This is a genomic window from Tardiphaga sp. P4_G1 (assembly GCF_056401215.1).
Genome location: NZ_JBFUJU010000007.1, coordinates 176,383 through 195,008 on the forward strand (window position 1 = coordinate 176,383; position 18,626 = coordinate 195,008).

An 18,626-nucleotide genomic window follows, 5' to 3' on the forward strand; every position below is an offset into this window, starting at 1 on the left:
CTCTTCCTGCTGCGAATGCGAACGTATGTCAGGCGCCGGAGCGGCCATGTTCCTTGAGCGGGTGGCCGACGCCGGGCTTGGCGTCCGCCGCGACCGCCTGCAGCTTCTTCGATCGCGAACCGATAATAAGCTCGCGAAGCGTCAGTAACATGACTGATATAAAGAACGGCGCGAGGTAATAAAGCACCCTGAACAGCAGCATGCCAGCCAGCAGCTTTTCCTGGTCCATCATTTCGAGGCCGACCAGCATGGCGGCGTCGAACACGCCAAGACCGCCGGGCGAATGGCTGGCGAAACCCAGCAAGGTGGCCGAGACGAAAACCACCGCCACCACGACGAAACCGACGTCAGGCTCGGCGGGCACCAGCATGTACATCGCCAGCGCACAGAAGCCGAGATCGATGATGCCGATGGTAATCTGCAGCAAGGTCAGCGGACCGCCTGGCAGTACCACCGACCAGGGGCCGCGGCCGACGCTGCGCGGTTTCATCCAGACCCAGACTACATAGCCGACGAGGCCGGCGAGGATTATGTAGGCCAGGATACGGTTCATCCATGGCGGCACCTGGTTGATCGCGCTGGCCGCCTCCGGGTGATAGGCGATGCCCATGCCGAGCACCGCGAGATTGCCGAGCCAGAAGGTGAGGCCGGCGAGAAAGACGATCTTGGCGACATCGACGGCGCTGAGATCCCAGGCCGAATAGATGCGATAGCGCACCGCGCCGCCGGTGAAGACGCTGGCGCCGACATTGTGGCCGATCGAATAGCTGGTGAAAGCGGCCAGCGCGTTGATCCGATAAGGCACGTCGCGGCGACCGATCGTGCGCACCGCAAACCAGTCATAGAATGTCAGCGTGAAATAGCCGGCGGCAACCGACAGCGCGGAGAGCATGATCAGCCGCGGCTCGGTCTCCGTCATCGCCCGGAAAACGGCAGCAGCGTCGATGTTGCGCAGCTTGTGATACAGCATGTAGCAGGCGACGCCGATCACCGCGACGCTGATCAAGACACCGAGCTTGTGCAGGATTTGCTTCTCGCGCAGAAACGAGATCGCCCTGCGTATTGCTTCCAGCATCTCAACCTCGAATGCGATCCCCTGACCAGAGAGATCTGGACCAGGAAGTCAGACTAGCCTCGGCGGAACCGCCACATCAGTTGTCTCCGGCACAACCGTCGTAGCGCGTTTTGCGGCAAAGTGGAATTCGCCGGCTGTGAATAAAAACAAGCCACATCAGTATATTAGGTCAGTCCTAACAAACCACCAGCCTCTCGGGCGCATTCGCTGCGGCAAAATGCCGACGTCCTGACGCGTCTCACGTGACATTGAGGCTTTCGTGACCTCATGCCGCCGATTTGGCGGCGAGACGTTGATAAAAAAGACGGCAGCGGCGCACCACAGTCCTCAGCTCGCGCGGGCCTGCTGCCTGACCACCACGATGTCGCGCAGCCATGATCCGATGGCACAGCCGACGAGATAGAAGCCGAACAAGGCGAGGCCGAGATCAAGCCAGTAGCCGAAGCGGCCGGGCACGACCTTGGCAATCGCGATGCCAACGATGACCGCGGCGATCACCGACAGGCGCTGGATCCAGACCCGCGACACCGAACGCCCGCGATAGACCACGGCGATCCAGCCCATGCAGAAGCCGATCAGGAACGCCCCGAGCAGCCAGCCCCAGTGAAACATCGCAAGATAGGTCATGGCGCTTGCCTCACGACGAATTCGATCCGGCGATTCTGCAGCTTGCCTTCGTCGGTATCGTTGGTGGCGATCGGCTGCGTGCTGCCGTAGCCGATGGTGGAGAAACGGTCCGCCGGCAGGCCGGCCTTCACGAGATATTCTTCGACGGCGAGCGCGCGCTTTTCCGACAGCGACTGATTGAACGCTGCGTCGCCATCGCCGTCGGTGTGACCGGCGATCTCGACCCGGACATTGGGACAACGCATGGCGATTTCCACGAGGCGATCGAGCAAGCCTGCGGAATCCACATTGATGCTGGCGCTGGAGGGCTCAAACCGGATGCGGCCCTTGGTCAGGTTCTGCGCAAAGAGCTGCTGGCACACGCTGGCATCGACCGGTGCCGCGGCGGGCTTCACCGAGACTTCGGCTTTGGCCTGCCAACCCTGCGGGAGCTCGCGCGCCAGGCTTGCGCGTATCTGGTCCGCGGCCACTTCGTAGAGCGCGTCACCTGACAGCTTCACCTCGCGATCGGACACCACCAGCGTGCCGGTCGACAGCCGCGACAGCGCACCCAGCGCCGTGGTCACCGCTGCGGCAAAACCGCCGGGCGCGCCGATGCTGGCCTTCAGGTTATCGACGATCTTCTCATTGCCGAACTTGCGTCCGGCAGCCGACGCCAGCGCGGCGTGGATGGTGTTGTCCGGGACATAGCCGCTCAGCGTCAGCGTATTCGTCACCGGGTCCTTGTTGGCCTGGAACACATAGGGCGGCGCCTTGACGTCATTGGCTGCGACCGTGAAACCTTCCGGCAGATTCTTCAGCGCCGCCGCAATGGCTTCGCGGCCACCGAGATCGCGCGCCATGCCGGAGAGGCTGATATTGGTATCCGAAATCACCGCCTTGCCTTCCTTCAGCTTGGCGACCTGATCGAGCAAGAGCACGGCTGCGGCATCAAACCGCGGCGGCGCGCCGCGCTTCAGACCCATGCGGTCGGAGACCTCGGTTCCGCTGAGTGCGGCGCGGGCCGCTTCCACGATGCGCGCCTTGCTGGCCGGCAATGGCGCGGTTCCCCACAGCGTGACGCGGACATTGTCGCGCTCCGCGACCCAGACGAACGGCTTGGCTTCCGCGACGAGGCGGGTTTCGTCATTGACTAGGCGAACGCCCGGCGTGGCCTCGACCGACGAGACCGCACTGCGGCGACCATCTTCGGAAAATGCTTCGGCAGAAAACGAGACGTCACGCCCGGCAACCGTGATCTGGCTCTTGTCGAGGATCGTGTTTTTCAGCGCCGCAGTGCTGTGCGCCGTTAAATCCGTTTCAAGCGGAATCGTGCTAACCCAGGCAGCAACCGCCCAAAGGATGGCAAGCGGGATGAGCCCGGGCCACCATTTGGCACTCCACCTGTAAAATCCGTGCATTCGACGTCCTGCGGGTCTGGAAACAGAGAGAAAACAAACCCTTGCGGGACTGTCAAATTGAAATCAAGGCAAACCTCTGGCGTCGCCGCGGGTATTCGAATAACGCTTTGTTCAATCGTTTCTGATCATTTCCGTGGGTAGCATCAATTGCTCGGTCATACGATGAAGCAGATTCGCAACACGATTATTCGTGCCGGCCTGGACGCGCTGTATTTCAGCGGCGCCCACCGCGTGTTGCGACCTATCTTCGGCGGCGTCGGCACCATTTTCATGCTGCACCATGTGCGCCCTGCGCATGCCGGTCCGTTCCAGCCCAACCGTCACCTCGAGATCACGCCCGATTTCCTGCGCGCCACCCTCGCTTATCTGCGCGCGACCGACGTCGATATCGTGACGCCCGATGAAGTGCAGCGGCGGTTGACGGAACGGGATTTCTCGCGCCGCTTCGCCTGTTTCACCTGCGACGACGGCTATCGCGACAACCGCGACCATGCATTGCCCGCGATGCGGGATTTCGACGCGCCCTTCACGGTCTATGTCACCAGCGACTTCGCCTCCGRCACAGGCCGGCTGTGGTGGGTGGCGCTGGAGCGCGTCGTTGCCAGGGCCGACGTGATCGAGGCCCCGATCGACGGACAGATGGTGCGCCTGGACACATCGACTCTCGCCGGGAAGGACATGGCGTTCGACCGCCTGCATGGCTGGCTGCGCGGATTGCCGGAAGAAGCGGATATCCGCCGCGAGGTCAGCGCGCTCTGCGCTGCGCATGGCATCGACGAAGACGCGGTCAGCCGTGAGCTGTGCATGTCGTGGGACGAACTCAAACCTTTCGCCGCCGATCCGCTGGTGACAATCGGCGCGCATACCGTAAGCCACTGCAATCTCGCCAAACAGAGCGAAGCGATGGTCGTGCATGAGCTGTCAGCCAGCCGCACCGATATCGAAAACGTTCTGCAGCGCCCGGCCGTGCATCTTGCTTATCCCTATGGCGACCGCTGCGCCGCGGGCACACGGGAATTCGCACTGGCGAAAAGCGCTGGCTTCGAGACAGCCGTGACGACGCGCCCCGGCGTGATCGCCTCGGACAACTCCTCACAGCTCACAGCACTGCCGCGGGTCTCGCTGAACGGCAACTATCAGGACACCCGCTATCTGCCGGTGCTGACCTCCGGCGCGGCCACCGCGATGTGGAACGGCTTCCAGCGCGGCGGCGTCGGATAGTCTGGCTCGCTGCAGGCGAACCGCAGCCAAGCATCCCGCACCGGATCAGACCGGCTTTTGCGGCAGATCGGTATCCGGCGGAAAATACACGCCCGACATCGGATCGACCCAGCACAGATGCTCGTTGACGCGGGTTACGCCAGTCACATTTTCAGCAGCCACGACAATCGCCCGACGGACATTCTCGTCCGTGATGAAGCCGTCGATGTCCACGACGCCATCCTTCACCCGGACGTCGAGGCCGAATGGTGTCCATTCGTTATGCCTGAGCACAGCGACGATGCGGCGGCGGATCAACGCATCACTCGACCCGACATCGGAGACATCGTGCATGAGATCGGCGATGGCTTCGACGAAATTCTGCCGGCTGACGATACCCACGAGCTTGTCGCCCTGCACCACCGGCACGCGCTTGATGTGATACTTCTCCATCACGTCGACGATATCGGCCAGACCGGTCTCCTCCGTTACCGTGCGGACCTCGCGGGTCATGATCTCGTGCACCTTGCGGCCGGCTTCGCGGACATAATCGATGGCCTGCAGGCTGGGGCCACGCACGAATTCGAGCCAGCGCGGACGCCTGCGCTGCGTGCCGACCTCGTGCCGACGCAGGAAGTCCCGTTCGGTCACAATGCCGACCAGCTTGCCGGCCGCATCCACCACAGGCAATCCGCTGACGTGATAATCGATCATCAGCCGCGCAGCTTCGCTAATCGACGCGTCCGGCGACACGGTGACGAGCTTGCGGGTCATAATTTGATGGGCTCTCATGACACTCTCCCGTTGGGTTGAGGTCCGTTTGCTGGACGAACCAACGCGAGAAGCCTACGCCGGCCGCCGGTTCCGGCCTTGATCTGGGTCAACTGCAGTAGCGCTTGTTGACTCGCCTTGTTGACTCCCCTTGCCCGCCGCCGCACACAATCGGTCCAACGACAAAACAAGCGGGAGGCGTCATGTTCACCAATCTGTTTTCGCTCGATGGCCGCATTGCACTCGTCACCGGCGGCTCGCGCGGCATCGGCAAGATGATCGCGGCAGGATTTCTCAGCCAGGGCGCGGCGAAGGTCTACATCACCGCGCGCAAGGCCGGCCCGTGCGAAGCCACCGCGAAAGAACTCTCAGCGCAGTATGCCGGTGAATGCATCGCACTGCCGATCGACATCTCGACCATGGCCGGCATCGAGATGCTGGCTGCCGAAATCAAGAAGCGCGAACCCAAGCTCGACATTCTCGTCAACAATGCGGGCGCCGCCTGGGGCGCGGACTTCGATGAATTTCCGGAGAGCGGCTGGGACAAGGTGATGACGCTGAACGTCAAGACGCCGTTCTTTCTGACCAAGGCGCTGGCCGGACCGCTGCGTGCAGCAGCCAGCGCGGACAAGCCCGCCAAGGTCATCAATATCGCTTCCATCGACGGCATCTTCGTCAATCCGATGGAGACCTATTCCTATGCGGCGAGCAAATCCGGCCTGATCCACCTGACGCGGCGGATGGCCGTCAAACTGATCCAGGATCACGTCGTCGTCACGGCCATCGCGCCGGGCCCGTTCCAGTCCGACATGAACAAGGCTGCACGCGACAATGCCGATGAAGTGGCGACCCGCGTGCCCGCCGGCCGGATCGGCACCGACGAGGACATGGCGGGCGCCGCGATCTATCTCGCTTCGCGCGCCGGCGATTACGTGGTCGGCGCCACCATCGCGGTGGACGGTGGCATCGTCTATGCGAATCCAGGCATCAAGGGCGACGGCTGGGATTGAGGTCACGCGCGACGCGTCATTGCGGCCCTCGGGGCTGCAATGACGTGCGGTCGCTGCCAATCTATCAGCCCCGGCTACAAACTAAGCAATTAACCAGCGTCCGGCTTGCGAACGACATTTAGGCTGCAAAGCTATTCTGAAATAACCATCTGATTTATATAAATATATTATCCGGAATCATTCAACCGTCGCAGTTGTACACAATGGCACGCTGCTTGCTTTGTTAACCTCTGAGACATCCATGCCTCGGGGAGTACACGGCAATGGCGGACTCACTGCATACAACGGCGGTCCTTGCAGAACCCGGCCCGATCGCGGTCGACTGGGGCACGACAGCGATCGTCATCATCGACATGCAGCGCGACTTCATGGAGCCCGGCGGCTTCGGCGAGACGCTGGGTAATGACGTGTCGCAACTCGCCAGCGCCGTCGCCCCGATCGCTGCGGTCCTGAAAGCCGCCCGCGAAACCGGGATGATGGTGGTGCACACCCGTGAGGGGCACCTGCCCGATCTCTCTGACGCGCCGCCCGCCAAGATCGAACGCGGCGCGCCGTCCCTGCGGATCGGCGATCCCGGTCCGATGGGACGCATCCTCATTCGCGGCGAGGCCGGTCACGACATCATTCCCGCGCTCTATCCGGTCGAAGGCGAGATCGTCATCGACAAGCCCGGCAAGGGCGCATTCTACGCCACGACGCTCGGCGCCGATCTCAAGGCGCGCGACATCGACACGCTGCTGGTCTGCGGTGTCACCACGGAGGTCTGCGTCAACACCACCGTGCGCGAGGCCAATGACCGCGGCTATCGCTGCATCGTCATTTCTGACGGCTGCGCGTCCTACTTTCCTGAATTCCACGAGATGGGCCTGAAGATGATCAAGGCCCAGGGCGGCATCTTCGGCTGGGTCGCCTCATCCGCCGCAATCCTTGAAGCAATGACACTTTCTGAAAATGCACCGGAGACTTCCAACAAACTTGCAGCAGGAGCATCACGATGAGCACGACCGCGGGGACGTTTTCTAAAGATTCTGCCGGCAAATCCGACTTCAAGCCCGCTCTATGGACGCCGGGCGACTGGAATGCGTTTTTCGGCTTCGGCACCAATATTCTCGTCAACATGCTGGTGCTGACCGGCTTGCTGCGCTTCGTCCTGAAAATGCCTGACAACATCGTGTTCGGACGCATCCTGCCGGCGATGGGCCTGATGATGTGCCTGTCGACGATGTACTACGCCTGGCTCGCCTACAAACTGGCGCAGAAGACCGGCCGCAGCGATGTCTGCGCGCTGCCCTCGGGCATCAGCGTGCCGCATATGTTCATCGTCACCTTCGTGATCATGCTGCCGATCTCGATCACCACCGGCGATCCCATCAAGGGCTGGGAAGCCGGCCTCGTCTGGGTGTTCTTCCAGAGCTTCATCCTGATGATCGGCGGCTTCATCGCGCCGTGGATCCGCAAGGTAACACCGCGCGCCGCGCTGCTTGGCACGCTGGCCGGCGTTTCCATCGCCTTCATCGCGATGCGCCCGGCGCTGGAAATGTTCATGACGCCGGTGATCGGCCTCACATGTTTTGCCATCATCATGCTGAGCTGGTTCGGCGGCTATAAATATCCCAAGGGGATTCCGGCAGGCCTCGTCGCGATCGGCGTCGGCATGGTGATCGCATGGGGCTCCAATCTCTTTGGAGTCGGTATCGGCGGTGTCAGTGTCGCCGGGGTGAAAGCCGCCTTCACCAATTTCGGCTTCTCGGTGCCGCTGCCGGCCCTCGATCACGTGTTCTCGGGATTCCAGTTCCTCGGCATCATCCTGGTCACCGCCATTCCCTATGGCATCTACGATCTGGTCGAGGCGATGGACAACGTCGAGAGCGCGGAAGCTGCCGGCGACGAATATCCGACCACCCGCGTGCTGACCGCCGACGGCGTCGTCTCACTGATCGGCTGCCTGATGGGCAACCCCTTCATCAACGCCGTCTATATCGGCCATCCCGGCTGGAAGGCGATGGGCGGCCGGATCGGCTATTCGGCTGCGACCGGCCTGATGGTGATCGTGCTGTCCTGGTTCGGTGTCATCTCGCTGATGCTGGCCGTTATCCCGGTGGTCGCGATCTCGCCGATCCTCCTCTATATCGGCATGCTGATCTGTGCGCAGGCCTTCGAGACCACGCCGCGCGAGCACGCGCCGGCTATCGCGCTTGCACTCACGCCGCATCTTGCGGCCTGGGCCACCGTGCTGCTGTCGGGCGCACTCGGCGCCGCCGGGATGAATTTCGGCGCGATCCACTCGCCCGAATTCATCGCCAAGATGGGACAGAACGGCGTGCTGTTCCACGGCCTCGAAGTCATGGGCGGTGGCTCGATCCTGGTCGGCCTGGTGCTCGGCGCCATCGCGGTGTTCGTCATCGAACGCAAATTCCTCAACGCTTCGGCCTTCGCTCTGGCCGGCGCCGTCCTGACCTATTTCGGCTTCATGCATGGCGAGGCCATCGGGATCGGCGGCGGATTGGGGGTGACGCCCGGCGTCGCTCTCGCTTATGCTCTTGTTGCAGCCGGGCTCTTTGCCGCGGACAAGTTCGGCGCAACCAGCCTGTCTTCTGTCCCGCAATCGGAGCCGCCACTTGCCGTGCCTGCTGAATAACATCGTCTCAACCTGCGGGTGGCACACCCGTGCCATCCGCAGCAGGTTCGCATCGTGAGTGAGTCCGTTCCCGAAACGATCGCCGCCATCGTTGCCGCGCACCGCGCCGGCACCGTGACGCCTGCACAGACAGTCGCCCGTAGCTATCAGCGCATCCGCGACCGCGGTGACACGGCGATCTTCATCACGCTCCGCGTTGAGGCCGAAGCGATCGCCGAAGCCGAGGCGCTCGCTGCGAAGGATCCCGCGACGCTGCCGCTCTACGGCGTGCCGGTCGGCGTGAAGGACAATATCGACGTCGCCGGTCTGCCGACTACCGCCGCCTGTCCCGCTTTCGCCTATCATGCAACACGCGATGCCAGCGCCGTGGCGCGGCTGCGCGCCGCTGGCGCGATCATCATCGGCAAGACCAATCTCGACCAGTTCGCGACAGGTCTGGTCGGCGTGCGCTCGCCCTATGGCATTCCCAAGAATGCGATCCGCGACGATCTTGTGCCCGGCGGATCGAGCTCCGGTTCTGCCGTTGCAGTATCCGCAGGCCTCGTGCCGCTGACACTCGGCACCGACACAGCCGGCTCCGGCCGCGTGCCGGCGATGCTCAACAATATCGTCGGCCTCAAGCCGAGCCTCGGCCTGATCCCGACCGCCGGCGTGGTGCCGGCGTGCCGGACGCTGGATTGCGTGTCGATCTTCACGCTGACGGTGGACGATGCTGTTGCCGCGCTCGATGTGATGGGCGGCTATGACGCCCATGATCCCTATTCGCGCAGGCGGGTACCGGGTTCGCTCACCGCGTTTCCGAAGGACCTCAAGCTCGGCGTGCCGCGCAATGGCCAGTTGATCTTCTTCGGCGACAAGGCCTCGGAGAAAGCCTATGCGGACGCGCTGAAGCGCTGGACCTCGCTGGGCGCGACGCTGGTCGAGTTCGACCTCGAGCCGTTCTATGAGACCGCGCGACTGCTTTACGATGGACCATGGGTCGCCGAGCGCCTGCTGGTGATCCGCGATCTGCTGGCGTCTGCGCCGGATGCAATTCATCCGGTGACGCGCGAGATCACCATCGCCGGTGCACGCCAGAGCGCGACCGATACGTTTGCGGCTTTGTACAAGTTGCAGGAGCTGAAGCGTGTCGCTGAGCAGGCTTTCACTGCTATCGACGCGCTGGTGCTGCCGACCGCGCCGACCGCCTATACGACGGCGCAGGTGCTCGCCAATCCCATCGAGCTCAATTCGCGGCTCGGCACCTATACCAACTTCGTCAACCTGCTCGACCTCTGCGGCCTCGCCATCCCCGCAGCGATGCGTGCCGACGGCATCCCGTTCGGCATCACTTTGCTGGCGCCGGGCGGCGACGACGCCTTGCTGGCCAGCATCGGACGCGTGTTTCATGCGGACACCAAATTGCCGGTTGGCGCCAGGGCCCTGCCACAGCCGGCGCTCGCACCGCTGTCCACCGAAGTCGCCGCCGGCGAAATCGCGATCGCGGTGGTCGGCGCGCATCTCTCCGGCATGGCGCTGAACGGCGAGTTGCAGGCACTGAACGGTCGCCTGCTGAAAGCCACGACGACGGCGCCGGACTACAAATTCTATGCGCTCAACGGCACGACGCCGGCGAAGCCCGGCCTGCTGCGCGTCGCGGAGGGTACGGGCGCGGAAATCGCCGTCGAAGTCTGGGCGCTGTCGGCGGAGGCTTTCGGCAAATTCGTTGCATCGCTTCCGCAGCCGATGTCGATCGGCACACTGACGCTGTCCGACGGATCGAGCGTCAAGGGCTTCCTCGTGGAAGCCAAAGCGACGGAAGGCGCGCGGGACATCTCGTCGTTTGGCGGATGGCGGGCCTATATAGCGAGCGTGAAGTAGCGGCTTTTTGCGGCGTTGCTCATAAAAACGCTGTCATGGCCGGGCTTGTCCTGGCCATCCACGTCTCACTTTGCGGCAAAGACGTGGATGCCCGGGACAAGCCCGGGCATGACGGAGTTATAGGTGCGGGCATCGCGTTTACGCCGCCCGGATATTCCCCATGAACCGGTCCAGCTCGGCGCGCAGGCGCGCGCTTTCGCTCGACAGGGTCTGTGCCGAATTCAGCACCTGAGCCGACGCCGCGCCGGTTTCGGTCGCGCCGCGGTTGACGTCGACGATATCGCCGGCGACCTGCTGGGTGCCGTGGGCAACCCGCTGGACGTTCTGTGCGATTTCGCGCGTGGCAGCGCCCTGCTGCTCGACGGCGCTGGCGATCTCGGACGCAATGCCGGAAATCTCACCGATGGTGCTGCCGATCTGCTTGATCGCCGACACCGACTCCTGCGTCGCGCTCTGCATGCCCGCGATCTGGGTCGAGATTTCCTCGGTTGCCTTTGCGGTCTGGCTGGCCAGCGACTTCACTTCGGACGCCACAACCGCGAAGCCGCGGCCGGCATCTCCGGCCCGCGCGGCCTCGATGGTCGCATTGAGCGCCAGAAGGTTGGTCTGTTCGGCAATCGCCGTGATGAGATCGACGACGTCGCCGATGCGCTGCGCTGCGCGCGACAACTCGCCGATGCGGGCATCGGTCTGCTGCGCTTGCACGACCGCACTGTCGGCGATCTTGCTGGAGGTCTGCACCTGGCGGCCGATTTCATTGACCGACAGCGAGAGCTCCTCGGTCGCGGTCGCCACTGACTGCATGTTCGAGGAGGCCTGATCCGATGCGCCGGCGACGCGGCTCGACAATCCCTCGGTGGTCTCGGCGGTGCGCGTCAGCGTGCCCGCTGCGGTTTCCAGCTGCCCGGCCGATGCCGACACGTTCGAGACGATCGCGCCCACGGCGGCCTCGAAATCGTCAGCAAAGCGGATGAGTTCGGCACGGCGCGCCGCACCGGCCTCGCGGCTTTGCTCTTCCTGAGTCGCGGCATCCCGCTCGGCCTTTGCGATGGCCTGTACCTTGAACTCTTCCACGGCGGACGCCATGTCGCCGAGTTCGTCGCGGCGGCCAAGACCCGGCAGCACCACTTCGAAGTCGCCGGCTGCGAGCTTGCGCATCGCTGCGCACATCGCAATCATCGGACCGGCAATGCTGCGGCCCAGCAGCAGCGCAAGGATGGCACCGACGATGAAGCCGCCAACGCCCAGCACCATCACCTGGCGCTCGGTATCGTGGATCGTGGTGTCGGATTCGGTTTCAAGACGCTGCTGATCGGACAGCAGATCCCCCTTCATCGCCGTCGACAGCTTGGTGATCGCTCCCGCCGTCTCCGACATTTCCTGAACGAGACCGTCGACCTTCTTGGTGTTCTCAACGAACTTGACGAAAGCATCAGCGTAGAGCTTCGTCTCCGCGGTGATCTCCTTCACCTTGTTGTTGATCTTGTCGTCATTGGCATAGATCGTCGCAAACGAGTTCTGCAGGAACTTGATGCGAGCCGTTGCGGCATTCGAGGTCTTGTCCTCGGCCTTGCCGATATAGGTGTTCACGAGCGAGGTCGCGGTGATGAACTGGGTGGTGATTTCCTTGACCTGATCCTGCACGGAGGCAAGTCCGGCCATGGTCGCGGTATCGCCGAGATCATCGATCTTGTTACGCAGCATCAGGCTGGTGCGCGACAACTGGGTCGAGGCGATGGCGTCGTTCTGTCCCTTGACCGTGAGAATGTCGGCGAACACCTTGGTGAACGTAATGAATTCGCGGGACAGCTTGGTGATCTTGTCGAGCCGCGCGGAGTCCTTGGTCACCTTCATCGACTGGTCGATGGCGTCCTTCAGACTTGTTTCCGCAGCCTTCGCTGCCTTGGCGTCCGCTTCATTGCTGGTGAGGACGTAATAGCGCGTTAGCGCCTGATAGGAGGTCAGTTCGCGGTCGATATTGCGGGCCAGACCGGACTCCGCAACGCTGGTGCGATACGACACCACGCCGGCCGAGATGCGCTCGAAGCCGACATAAGCGAGCACCATGCTGAGCGCGGAGATGGCGAGTACGGCCGCAAAGCCCAGCGTCACCTTGGCGCGGAACCTGAGGGCAGGAAACTTAAAAGAAGCCGGCTTCTTCCGGACAAGCGTCGTCGTTGCCACGTGGGGCCCCCGTTCATCACTCCCAACATCCCGGTCATCGCGTGCAAGCACACGCAAAGCCGATGCCCAAACCTACGGCACATTGGCTAAGGACGAGTAAACGGATACCGGAACTTCTGGAGGTTGCGCGGCAGGCGAACAGGACTGTCATTCCGGGGCGGGCCGACGCCGTAGGCGGCGGGACCGAACCCGGAATCTCGATATGTTGTGCAAAGCAGCTCAAGATTCCGGGCCCATGCCGGCCCGCTACGCGGTCCGTCCTGTCCCGGAATGACGAGCCAACTACGCCGCCATTGCGGGCGGGGTGAGCGACTGCCAGTTGTTGGCGAGCTGCAGCTTAGGCTCGGTGAGCGCCTGCAACTGTTCCAGCGTCATGCCCTCGACCATCTCGCGCACGAACAGGCCCTGCTCCGTGACGTCAATGACCGCCAGATTGGTGTAGATGCGCTTGACGCAGCCCGGTGCCGTGAGCGGCAGCCGGCACGTCTTGAGAATGCGCGGCTTACCGGCTTTGTCGGTATGATCCATGATCACGCGGATTTCCTTGGCGCCGACCGCGAGATCCATCGCGCCGCCGACACCGGGCGGGAAGGCCGGGTCTTCCGTAGTCCAGTTGGCGAGATCGCCGGCTTCGGAGACTTCGAAGGCGCCGAGCAGGCTGACATCGAGATGCTTGCCGCGGATCATCAGGAACGCGTCGGCGTGGTGCATGAACACGCCGCCCTTGATCAGAGTCGTGTAGTTCTTGCCGGCATCGATCAGGTTCTCGTCTTCCGTGCCCGGCTCCGGCTTCGGACCGAGACCGAGAATGCCGTTCTCGCTGTGGAAGATCACCTCGCGCCCATCGGGCACATAGCTCGCCGCCCGCGTCGGCATGCCGATGCCGAGATTGACATAGGCGCCTTCCTGCAGGTCCTGCGCGGCGCGCCAGGCCATCTGGTCGCGATTGAGCGGCTTGTATGTTGCGGTCTTATCAGACGACGTCATGCCTTTGCTCCCACTACCACCACACGATCGATGAAAATGCTCGGTGTCACCACCGCTTCCGGATCGAGACTGCCGAGTTCGACCATTTCATTGACCTGCACGACGCTGAGATCGGCAGCCATAGCCATGATCGGATTGAAGTTACGCGCCGACTGGTCATAGACGAGGTTGCCCCAGCGATCCGCCTTCTTGGCGCGCAGCAGTGCAATGTCGCCCTTCAGCGGCTTCTCGAACACATACAGCACACCGTCGATCTCGCGGGTCTCCTTGCCCTCGGCGAGCTTGGTATGCGCCGTCACAGGCGAGAAGAAGCCACCAAGTCCCGCGGCATGCGCATGCATGCGTTCGCTGATGATGCCCTGCGGCACCAGTTCGAGTTCCAGCGTCTTGGCACGATAGGCATTCAGGAAAGCGCTGTAGTCGCCGGAGCGCGGATAGGAACAGATCACCTTGGCGACGCGGCCGGAATTGATCAGCCGGGCCAAACCAGTGTCGCCATTGCCGGCATTGTTGTGGACGATGGTGAGATTGGTCGCACCCTGCTCGTGCAACGCCTCCAGCAGATCATCGGCAATGCCGACAGTACCGAACCCGGCCACCAGGACGACTGCCCCGTCCTTCACCCCAGCCACGGCCTCGGCCGCGCTGGCTACGCGCTTGTCGATCACTCCCGAAAACTCCTCGTCGCGGAATTGTTATTGTCCGCAATCGCTTGCGGCATTTATTGCGCCGCGACTAGAGCATTGCGGCCTGCGGATATGAAGGCACAAATTTGCAGGAGGGATACGCGCGTACCCTCCCCTGGAGGGGGAGGGTCGGTGAGCACCCGCGAAGCGGATGCGAGACGGGGTGGGGTGAGACCACACACTGCGTCGCTTGTGATTTCACCCCACCCCGCTGCGAGCTACGCTCGCATCGACCCTCCCCCWCCAGGGGAGGGTGAAGCACCCACCAAATTCCCAGTTGCAAACTTTCCGGACCGCGCTTCTAATTGGAATAATTAAAAAATACCGGGAGGTCTGCGTGTCCACAGTGAAACTGACGGTCAATGGCAAATCTGTCTCTGCCACGGTCGAAGACAGAACCCTTCTCGTCCACCTGCTCCGCGAAAATCTCAACCTGACCGGGACCCATGTGGGCTGCGATACCAGCCAGTGCGGCGCCTGCATCGTCCATATCGACGGCAAGGCCGTGAAATCCTGCACGACTTTGGTCGGTCAGATCGACGGCGCCAATGTCACCACCATTGAAGGCATTGCCAAGGGCGACCAGCTGCATCCCATGCAGGCGGCGTTCCGCGACAATCACGGCCTGCAATGCGGCTACTGCACGCCTGGCATGATCATGTCGGCGATCGACATCGTGAATCGCCACGCGGGCGATCTCGATGAAGAGACGGTGCGCCACGAGCTCGAAGGCAATATCTGCCGCTGCACCGGCTACCACAACATCGTCAAATCGGTGCTCGACGCCGCCGGACGCATGAAGGTTGCGCAAGCGGCTGAATGAGCCGCAGCGCATTGATCTGAGCTGAGCCAACCGCGTCTTTCGATGGAAAGCGCGGACAATCAAAAACTCCGGCAGGGAGACCCATGAGATGGGCGTTGAAGGCATCGGCGCACGCGTTGCGCGCAAGGAAGACAAGCGATTCATCACCGGCCGCGGCCGTTATGTCGACGACGTCAAGATCGTCGGCCTCACCCACGCGCATTTCATCCGCAGCCCGCATGCCCATGCGAAAGTGAAGGGCATCGACGCTTCCGCGGCGAAGGACATGCCGGGCGTGGTCGACGTGCTCACCGCACAGCAATTGGTGGACGACAAGATCGGCAACCTGATCTGCGGCTGGGCGGTGTCCTCCAAGGACGGCACGCCGATGAAAATGGGCGCATGGCCGGCGATGGCGCCGGACACCGTGCGCTTCGTCGGTCAGGCAGTCGCCGTGGTGATCGCCGAGACCAAGAACCAGGCGAAGGATGCGGCCGAGGCCGTGGTCGTGACTTATGAAGAACTCCCTGCCGTCAGCAGCATGACCGCAGCGCTCGCCTCAGGCGCACCGCAACTGCATCCGGAAGCGCCGGGCAATGTGGTCTATGACTGGGCGATCGGCGACGAGAAGCTGACCAATGACGCCTTCAGCAAGGCCGCCAATGTCGTTTCGCTGGACCTGACCAATAACCGGCTGGTGCCGAATGCGATGGAGCCGCGCGCAGCCGTCGCGGAATATGACGACGCCGAAGAGCACTTCACGCTCCATACGACATCGCAGAATCCGCATGTGGCGCGGCTCGTCCTGTCAGCGTTCTATAATGTCGCGCAGGAGCACAAGCTGCGCGTGATCGCCCCCGATGTCGGCGGCGGCTTCGGGTCGAAGATCTTCATCTATCCCGAGGAAATGGTCGCACTCTGGGCCTCCAAGAAAGTGCGTCGCCCGGTGAAATGGACCGGCGACCGCACCGAAGCGTTTCTCACCGATGCCCATGGCCGCGATCACATCTCCCATGCCGAGATGGCGTTCGATGCCAACAACAAGATCCTGGGCCTGCGGGTGAAGACCCACGCCAATTTCGGCGCCTATATGTCGCTGTTCTCGTCCTCGGTGCCGACCTATCTCTACGCCACGCTGCTGTCGGGCCAGTACAATATCCCGACCATCTATGCCGAGGTGATGGGCGTCTATACCAACACCACACCGGTCGATGCCTATCGCGGCGCCGGACGCCCGGAAGCGAGCTATCTGGTGGAGCGGCTGATGGAGACATCGGCGCGGCAGTTGAAGGTCGATCCGGCCGAGCTGCGCCGCCTCAACTTCGTCACCCAGTTTCCGCATCAGACGCCCGTCATCATGGCCTATGACATTGGCGACTTCGGCGCGTCGCTCGACGCGGCGCTGAAAGCCATCGACTATGCGGGCTTCCCGACGCGGAAGGCCAAAGCGAAAGCCGCCGGCAAGCTGCGCGGGCTTGGCTTCTCCTGCTACATCGAGGCCTGCGGCATCGCGCCGTCCAAGGCGGTCGGCTCACTCGGCGCCGGCGTCGGCCTGTGGGAATCCGCGGAGGTCCGCGTCAATCCGGTCGGCACCATCGAAGTGCTGACGGGATCGCACAGCCACGGTCAGGGTCACGAGACGACCTTCGCGCAGCTGGTCGCTGACAGGCTTGGCATCTCCGTCGATCAGGTGCAGATCGTCCATGGCGACACTGATAAAGTGCAGTTCGGCATGGGCACCTATGGCTCGCGCTCGGCGGCGGTCGGCATGTCCGCGATCTTCAAGGCGATGGAGAAAGTGGAAGCCAAGGCGAAGAAGATCGCCGCGCATCTGCTCGAAGCCTCCGAAGGCGACATCGTCATCGAGAATGGCGAGTTCAAGGTGGCCGGCACCGACAAGGCGATCGCGCTGCCGATGGTCGCGCTCGCCGCCTATACCGCACACAACCTGCCTGATGGCATGGAGCCCGGACTGAAGGAAGGCGCGTTCTACGATCCCACCAACTTCACCTTCCCGGCCGGCGCCTATATCTGCGAGGTCGAGATCGACCCCGGCACCGGCAAGACCGACATTGTCGACTTCGTTGCAGTGGATGACTTCGGCCGGCTGATCAATCCGATGATCGTCGAGGGTCAGGTCCATGGCGGCCTCGCCCAGGGCATCGGCCAGGCGATGCTCGAAAGCGCGATCTATGACGATAACGGCCAGCCGGTGACGGCGTCGTTCATGGACTACGCCATGCCCCGCGCCGACGACGTGCCGTCGTTCCGGGTCTCGCACACCACGACGCTGTGCCCGGGCAATCCGCTCGGCGTGAAAGGCTGCGGTGAGGCTGGCGCGATTGGTTCGTCACCCGCCGTCATCAACGCCATTACGGACGCGCTCGGCCATAACAAGATCGAGATGCCGGCAACGCCCGGCCGTGTCTGGGAAGCGCTGCAATTGCAGCAGGCAGCGGAATAAGCGGAGTGTTTTCAAGCGAAGTGGAAGCCGGTTCGCGTCAAGAAAACACGACCAAAAGATAAGGAAGCAATACGATGTACGAGACCACTTATCACCGCCCCGCCAGCGTCGACGAAGCAGCAGCGCTGTTCGCCAAACATCCCGAGGCGAAATATCTCGCCGGTGGCCACACACTGATCCCCGTGATGAAGCAGCGTCTTGCGGCACCCTCGGATGTCATCGACCTCGCGAAGATCAAGGACTTGATCGGCATCGAGGCAACATCCGACGCGCTGATCATCAAGGCGGCGACGACCTATTACGACATCACGCAGAGCGCCGCGGCGAAGAAGGCAATTCCCGCCATCGTGCATCTGACGTCGGTGCTCGGCGATCCCGCCGTGCGCTATCGCGGCACCATCGGCGGTTCGATTGCCAATAACGATCCGGCCGCCGATTATCCCGCCGCCGTGCTGGCGCTGAATGCCACGATCAAGACCAACAAACGCGAGATCAAAGGCGACGATTTCTTCCAGGGCCTGTTCTCGACCGCGCTGGAAGAGGACGAGATCATCACATCGGTCTCGTTCCCCATTCCGGCCAAGGCCGGCTATGCCAAGATGCGCCACCCGGCGTCGCGTTTCGCACTCACCGCGGTGTTCGTCGCACAGACAAAGTCCGGCGAGGTCCGCGTCGCCGCCACCGGCGCATCGCAGAGCGGCGTAGTGCGCGTGCCGGCGATCGAAGCGGCACTGAAGGCGAACTGGTCGGCAGGCGCGCTGGATGGCGTGAAGATTTCCGCCGACGGCTTGATGGGTGACATCCACGGCTCGGCGGAATATCGCGCCAACCTCATCAAGGTCATGGCACAGCGCGCGGTGAAAGCGGCGGGGTAAAACTCGAACCTCTCCTGTGTCGTTGCCCGGCTTGACCGGGCAACCCA

Annotated in this window: 15 protein-coding genes; 8 read left to right on the forward strand and 7 right to left on the reverse strand. The window is 62.8% G+C overall.

Features of this window, described 5'->3' with window-relative positions; translation table 11 throughout:
* Positions 1 to 28: 28 nt before the first annotated feature.
* The 3 genes from AC1DUY_RS18350 to AC1DUY_RS18360 all read right to left on the reverse strand — a co-directional run bounded on the left by AC1DUY_RS18350 (position 29) and on the right by AC1DUY_RS18360 (position 3,102).
* Positions 29 to 1,075 carry a lysylphosphatidylglycerol synthase domain-containing protein gene (locus AC1DUY_RS18350; protein WP_478116080.1) on the reverse strand — a complete coding sequence of 349 codons (1,047 nt, stop codon included), beginning with the start codon at positions 1,073 to 1,075 and terminating at the stop codon, positions 29 to 31.
* Positions 1,076 to 1,402: 327 nt separating this feature from the next.
* Positions 1,403 to 1,702, reverse strand: a complete 300-nt coding sequence (locus tag AC1DUY_RS18355) for a hypothetical protein (protein ID WP_309940781.1) — start codon at positions 1,700 to 1,702, stop codon at positions 1,403 to 1,405.
* Positions 1,699 to 3,102 carry an OmpA family protein gene (locus AC1DUY_RS18360; protein ID WP_089266757.1) on the reverse strand — a complete coding sequence of 468 codons (1,404 nt, stop codon included), beginning with the start codon at positions 3,100 to 3,102 and terminating at the stop codon, positions 1,699 to 1,701. Before AC1DUY_RS18360 ends, AC1DUY_RS18355 begins: the two co-directional genes overlap by 4 nt.
* A 162-nt stretch (positions 3,103 to 3,264) precedes the next feature.
* Between AC1DUY_RS18360 and AC1DUY_RS18365 the strand changes: the two genes are divergently transcribed.
* A complete protein-coding gene (locus tag AC1DUY_RS18365) occupies positions 3,265 to 4,323 on the forward strand; it encodes a polysaccharide deacetylase family protein (protein ID WP_478116083.1) in 1,059 nt (352 codons plus the stop codon).
* 45 nt (positions 4,324 to 4,368) lie between these two features.
* Here AC1DUY_RS18365 and AC1DUY_RS18370 read toward each other — a convergent pair whose 3' ends face one another.
* Entirely contained in the window at positions 4,369 to 5,094 is a 726-nt protein-coding gene (locus AC1DUY_RS18370; RefSeq protein WP_478116085.1) for a CBS domain-containing protein, read from the reverse strand.
* A 182-nt stretch (positions 5,095 to 5,276) separates the two neighbouring features.
* On the opposite strand from AC1DUY_RS18370, the gene AC1DUY_RS18375 reads away from it, so the two are divergent.
* The 4 genes from AC1DUY_RS18375 to atzF all read left to right on the forward strand — a co-directional run bounded on the left by AC1DUY_RS18375 (position 5,277) and on the right by atzF (position 10,581).
* The gene (locus tag AC1DUY_RS18375) at positions 5,277 to 6,083 is read left to right on the forward strand and encodes an SDR family oxidoreductase (protein ID WP_068737620.1); all 807 of its coding nucleotides are present in this window, start codon (positions 5,277 to 5,279) and stop codon (positions 6,081 to 6,083) included.
* A 263-nt stretch (positions 6,084 to 6,346) separates the two neighbouring features.
* The gene (locus tag AC1DUY_RS18380) at positions 6,347 to 7,081 is read left to right on the forward strand and encodes a cysteine hydrolase family protein (RefSeq protein ID WP_478116087.1); all 735 of its coding nucleotides are present in this window, start codon (positions 6,347 to 6,349) and stop codon (positions 7,079 to 7,081) included.
* Complete coding sequence (locus AC1DUY_RS18385) at positions 7,078 to 8,721, forward strand: regulator (RefSeq protein WP_478116089.1); 1,644 nt, start codon at positions 7,078 to 7,080, stop codon at positions 8,719 to 8,721. The genes AC1DUY_RS18380 and AC1DUY_RS18385 overlap by 4 nt, the downstream gene beginning before the upstream one ends.
* A gap of 54 nt (positions 8,722 to 8,775) precedes the next feature.
* Positions 8,776 to 10,581: an allophanate hydrolase gene (gene atzF, locus AC1DUY_RS18390; RefSeq protein ID WP_478116091.1), complete on the forward strand. Its 1,806-nt coding sequence runs from the start codon at positions 8,776 to 8,778 to the stop codon at positions 10,579 to 10,581.
* Between the two features lie 138 nt (positions 10,582 to 10,719).
* Here the strand turns inward: atzF and AC1DUY_RS18395 are convergent, their stop codons facing one another.
* The 3 genes from AC1DUY_RS18395 to AC1DUY_RS18405 form a co-directional block, all read right to left on the reverse strand.
* Positions 10,720 to 12,765, reverse strand: coding sequence for a methyl-accepting chemotaxis protein (locus AC1DUY_RS18395; protein WP_244558494.1), 2,046 nt, complete (start codon positions 12,763 to 12,765; stop codon positions 10,720 to 10,722).
* 282 nt (positions 12,766 to 13,047) lie between these two features.
* The gene (locus AC1DUY_RS18400) at positions 13,048 to 13,752 is read right to left on the reverse strand and encodes a 3-oxoacid CoA-transferase subunit B (RefSeq protein ID WP_439079024.1); all 705 of its coding nucleotides are present in this window, start codon (positions 13,750 to 13,752) and stop codon (positions 13,048 to 13,050) included.
* Positions 13,749 to 14,420 (reverse strand): 3-oxoacid CoA-transferase subunit A, encoded by a 672-nt coding sequence (locus AC1DUY_RS18405; RefSeq protein WP_093758046.1) that lies wholly within the window; start codon positions 14,418 to 14,420, stop codon positions 13,749 to 13,751. Before AC1DUY_RS18405 ends, AC1DUY_RS18400 begins: the two co-directional genes overlap by 4 nt.
* Before the next feature lie 355 nt (positions 14,421 to 14,775).
* Here AC1DUY_RS18405 and AC1DUY_RS18410 point away from each other — a divergent pair, with 355 nt between their 5' ends.
* From AC1DUY_RS18410 to AC1DUY_RS18420, 3 genes are all read left to right on the forward strand, one after another.
* Entirely contained in the window at positions 14,776 to 15,261 is a 486-nt protein-coding gene (locus AC1DUY_RS18410) for a (2Fe-2S)-binding protein (protein WP_068737631.1), read from the forward strand.
* Between the two features lie 88 nt (positions 15,262 to 15,349).
* On the forward strand, positions 15,350 to 17,704 hold the full coding sequence (locus tag AC1DUY_RS18415; RefSeq protein WP_478116094.1) for a xanthine dehydrogenase family protein molybdopterin-binding subunit: 2,355 nt from the start codon (positions 15,350 to 15,352) through the stop codon (positions 17,702 to 17,704).
* Between the two features lie 74 nt (positions 17,705 to 17,778).
* A complete protein-coding gene (locus AC1DUY_RS18420; protein ID WP_478116096.1) occupies positions 17,779 to 18,579 on the forward strand; it encodes an FAD binding domain-containing protein in 801 nt (266 codons plus the stop codon).
* Positions 18,580 to 18,626: the final 47 nt, after the last annotated feature.

Excerpts from the sequence above, each read along its gene's own strand:
- AC1DUY_RS18350 (WP_478116080.1), bottom strand. The coding sequence starts at position 1,075 with ATGCTGGAAGCAATACGCAGGGCGATCTCGTTTCTGCGCGAGAAGCAA.
- AC1DUY_RS18415 (WP_478116094.1), top strand. The coding sequence starts at position 15,350 with ATGGGCGTTGAAGGCATCGGCGCACGCGTTGCGCGCAAGGAAGACAAG.
- AC1DUY_RS18420 (WP_478116096.1), top strand. The coding sequence starts at position 17,779 with ATGTACGAGACCACTTATCACCGCCCCGCCAGCGTCGACGAAGCAGCA.
- AC1DUY_RS18355 (WP_309940781.1), bottom strand. The coding sequence starts at position 1,702 with ATGACCTATCTTGCGATGTTTCACTGGGGCTGGCTGCTCGGGGCGTTC.
- AC1DUY_RS18380 (WP_478116087.1), top strand. The coding sequence starts at position 6,347 with ATGGCGGACTCACTGCATACAACGGCGGTCCTTGCAGAACCCGGCCCG.
- AC1DUY_RS18400 (WP_439079024.1), bottom strand. The coding sequence starts at position 13,752 with ATGACGTCGTCTGATAAGACCGCAACATACAAGCCGCTCAATCGCGAC.
- AC1DUY_RS18385 (WP_478116089.1), top strand. The coding sequence starts at position 7,078 with ATGAGCACGACCGCGGGGACGTTTTCTAAAGATTCTGCCGGCAAATCC.
- AC1DUY_RS18370 (WP_478116085.1), bottom strand. The coding sequence starts at position 5,094 with ATGAGAGCCCATCAAATTATGACCCGCAAGCTCGTCACCGTGTCGCCG.
- AC1DUY_RS18360 (WP_089266757.1), bottom strand. The coding sequence starts at position 3,102 with ATGCACGGATTTTACAGGTGGAGTGCCAAATGGTGGCCCGGGCTCATC.
- AC1DUY_RS18375 (WP_068737620.1), top strand. The coding sequence starts at position 5,277 with ATGTTCACCAATCTGTTTTCGCTCGATGGCCGCATTGCACTCGTCACC.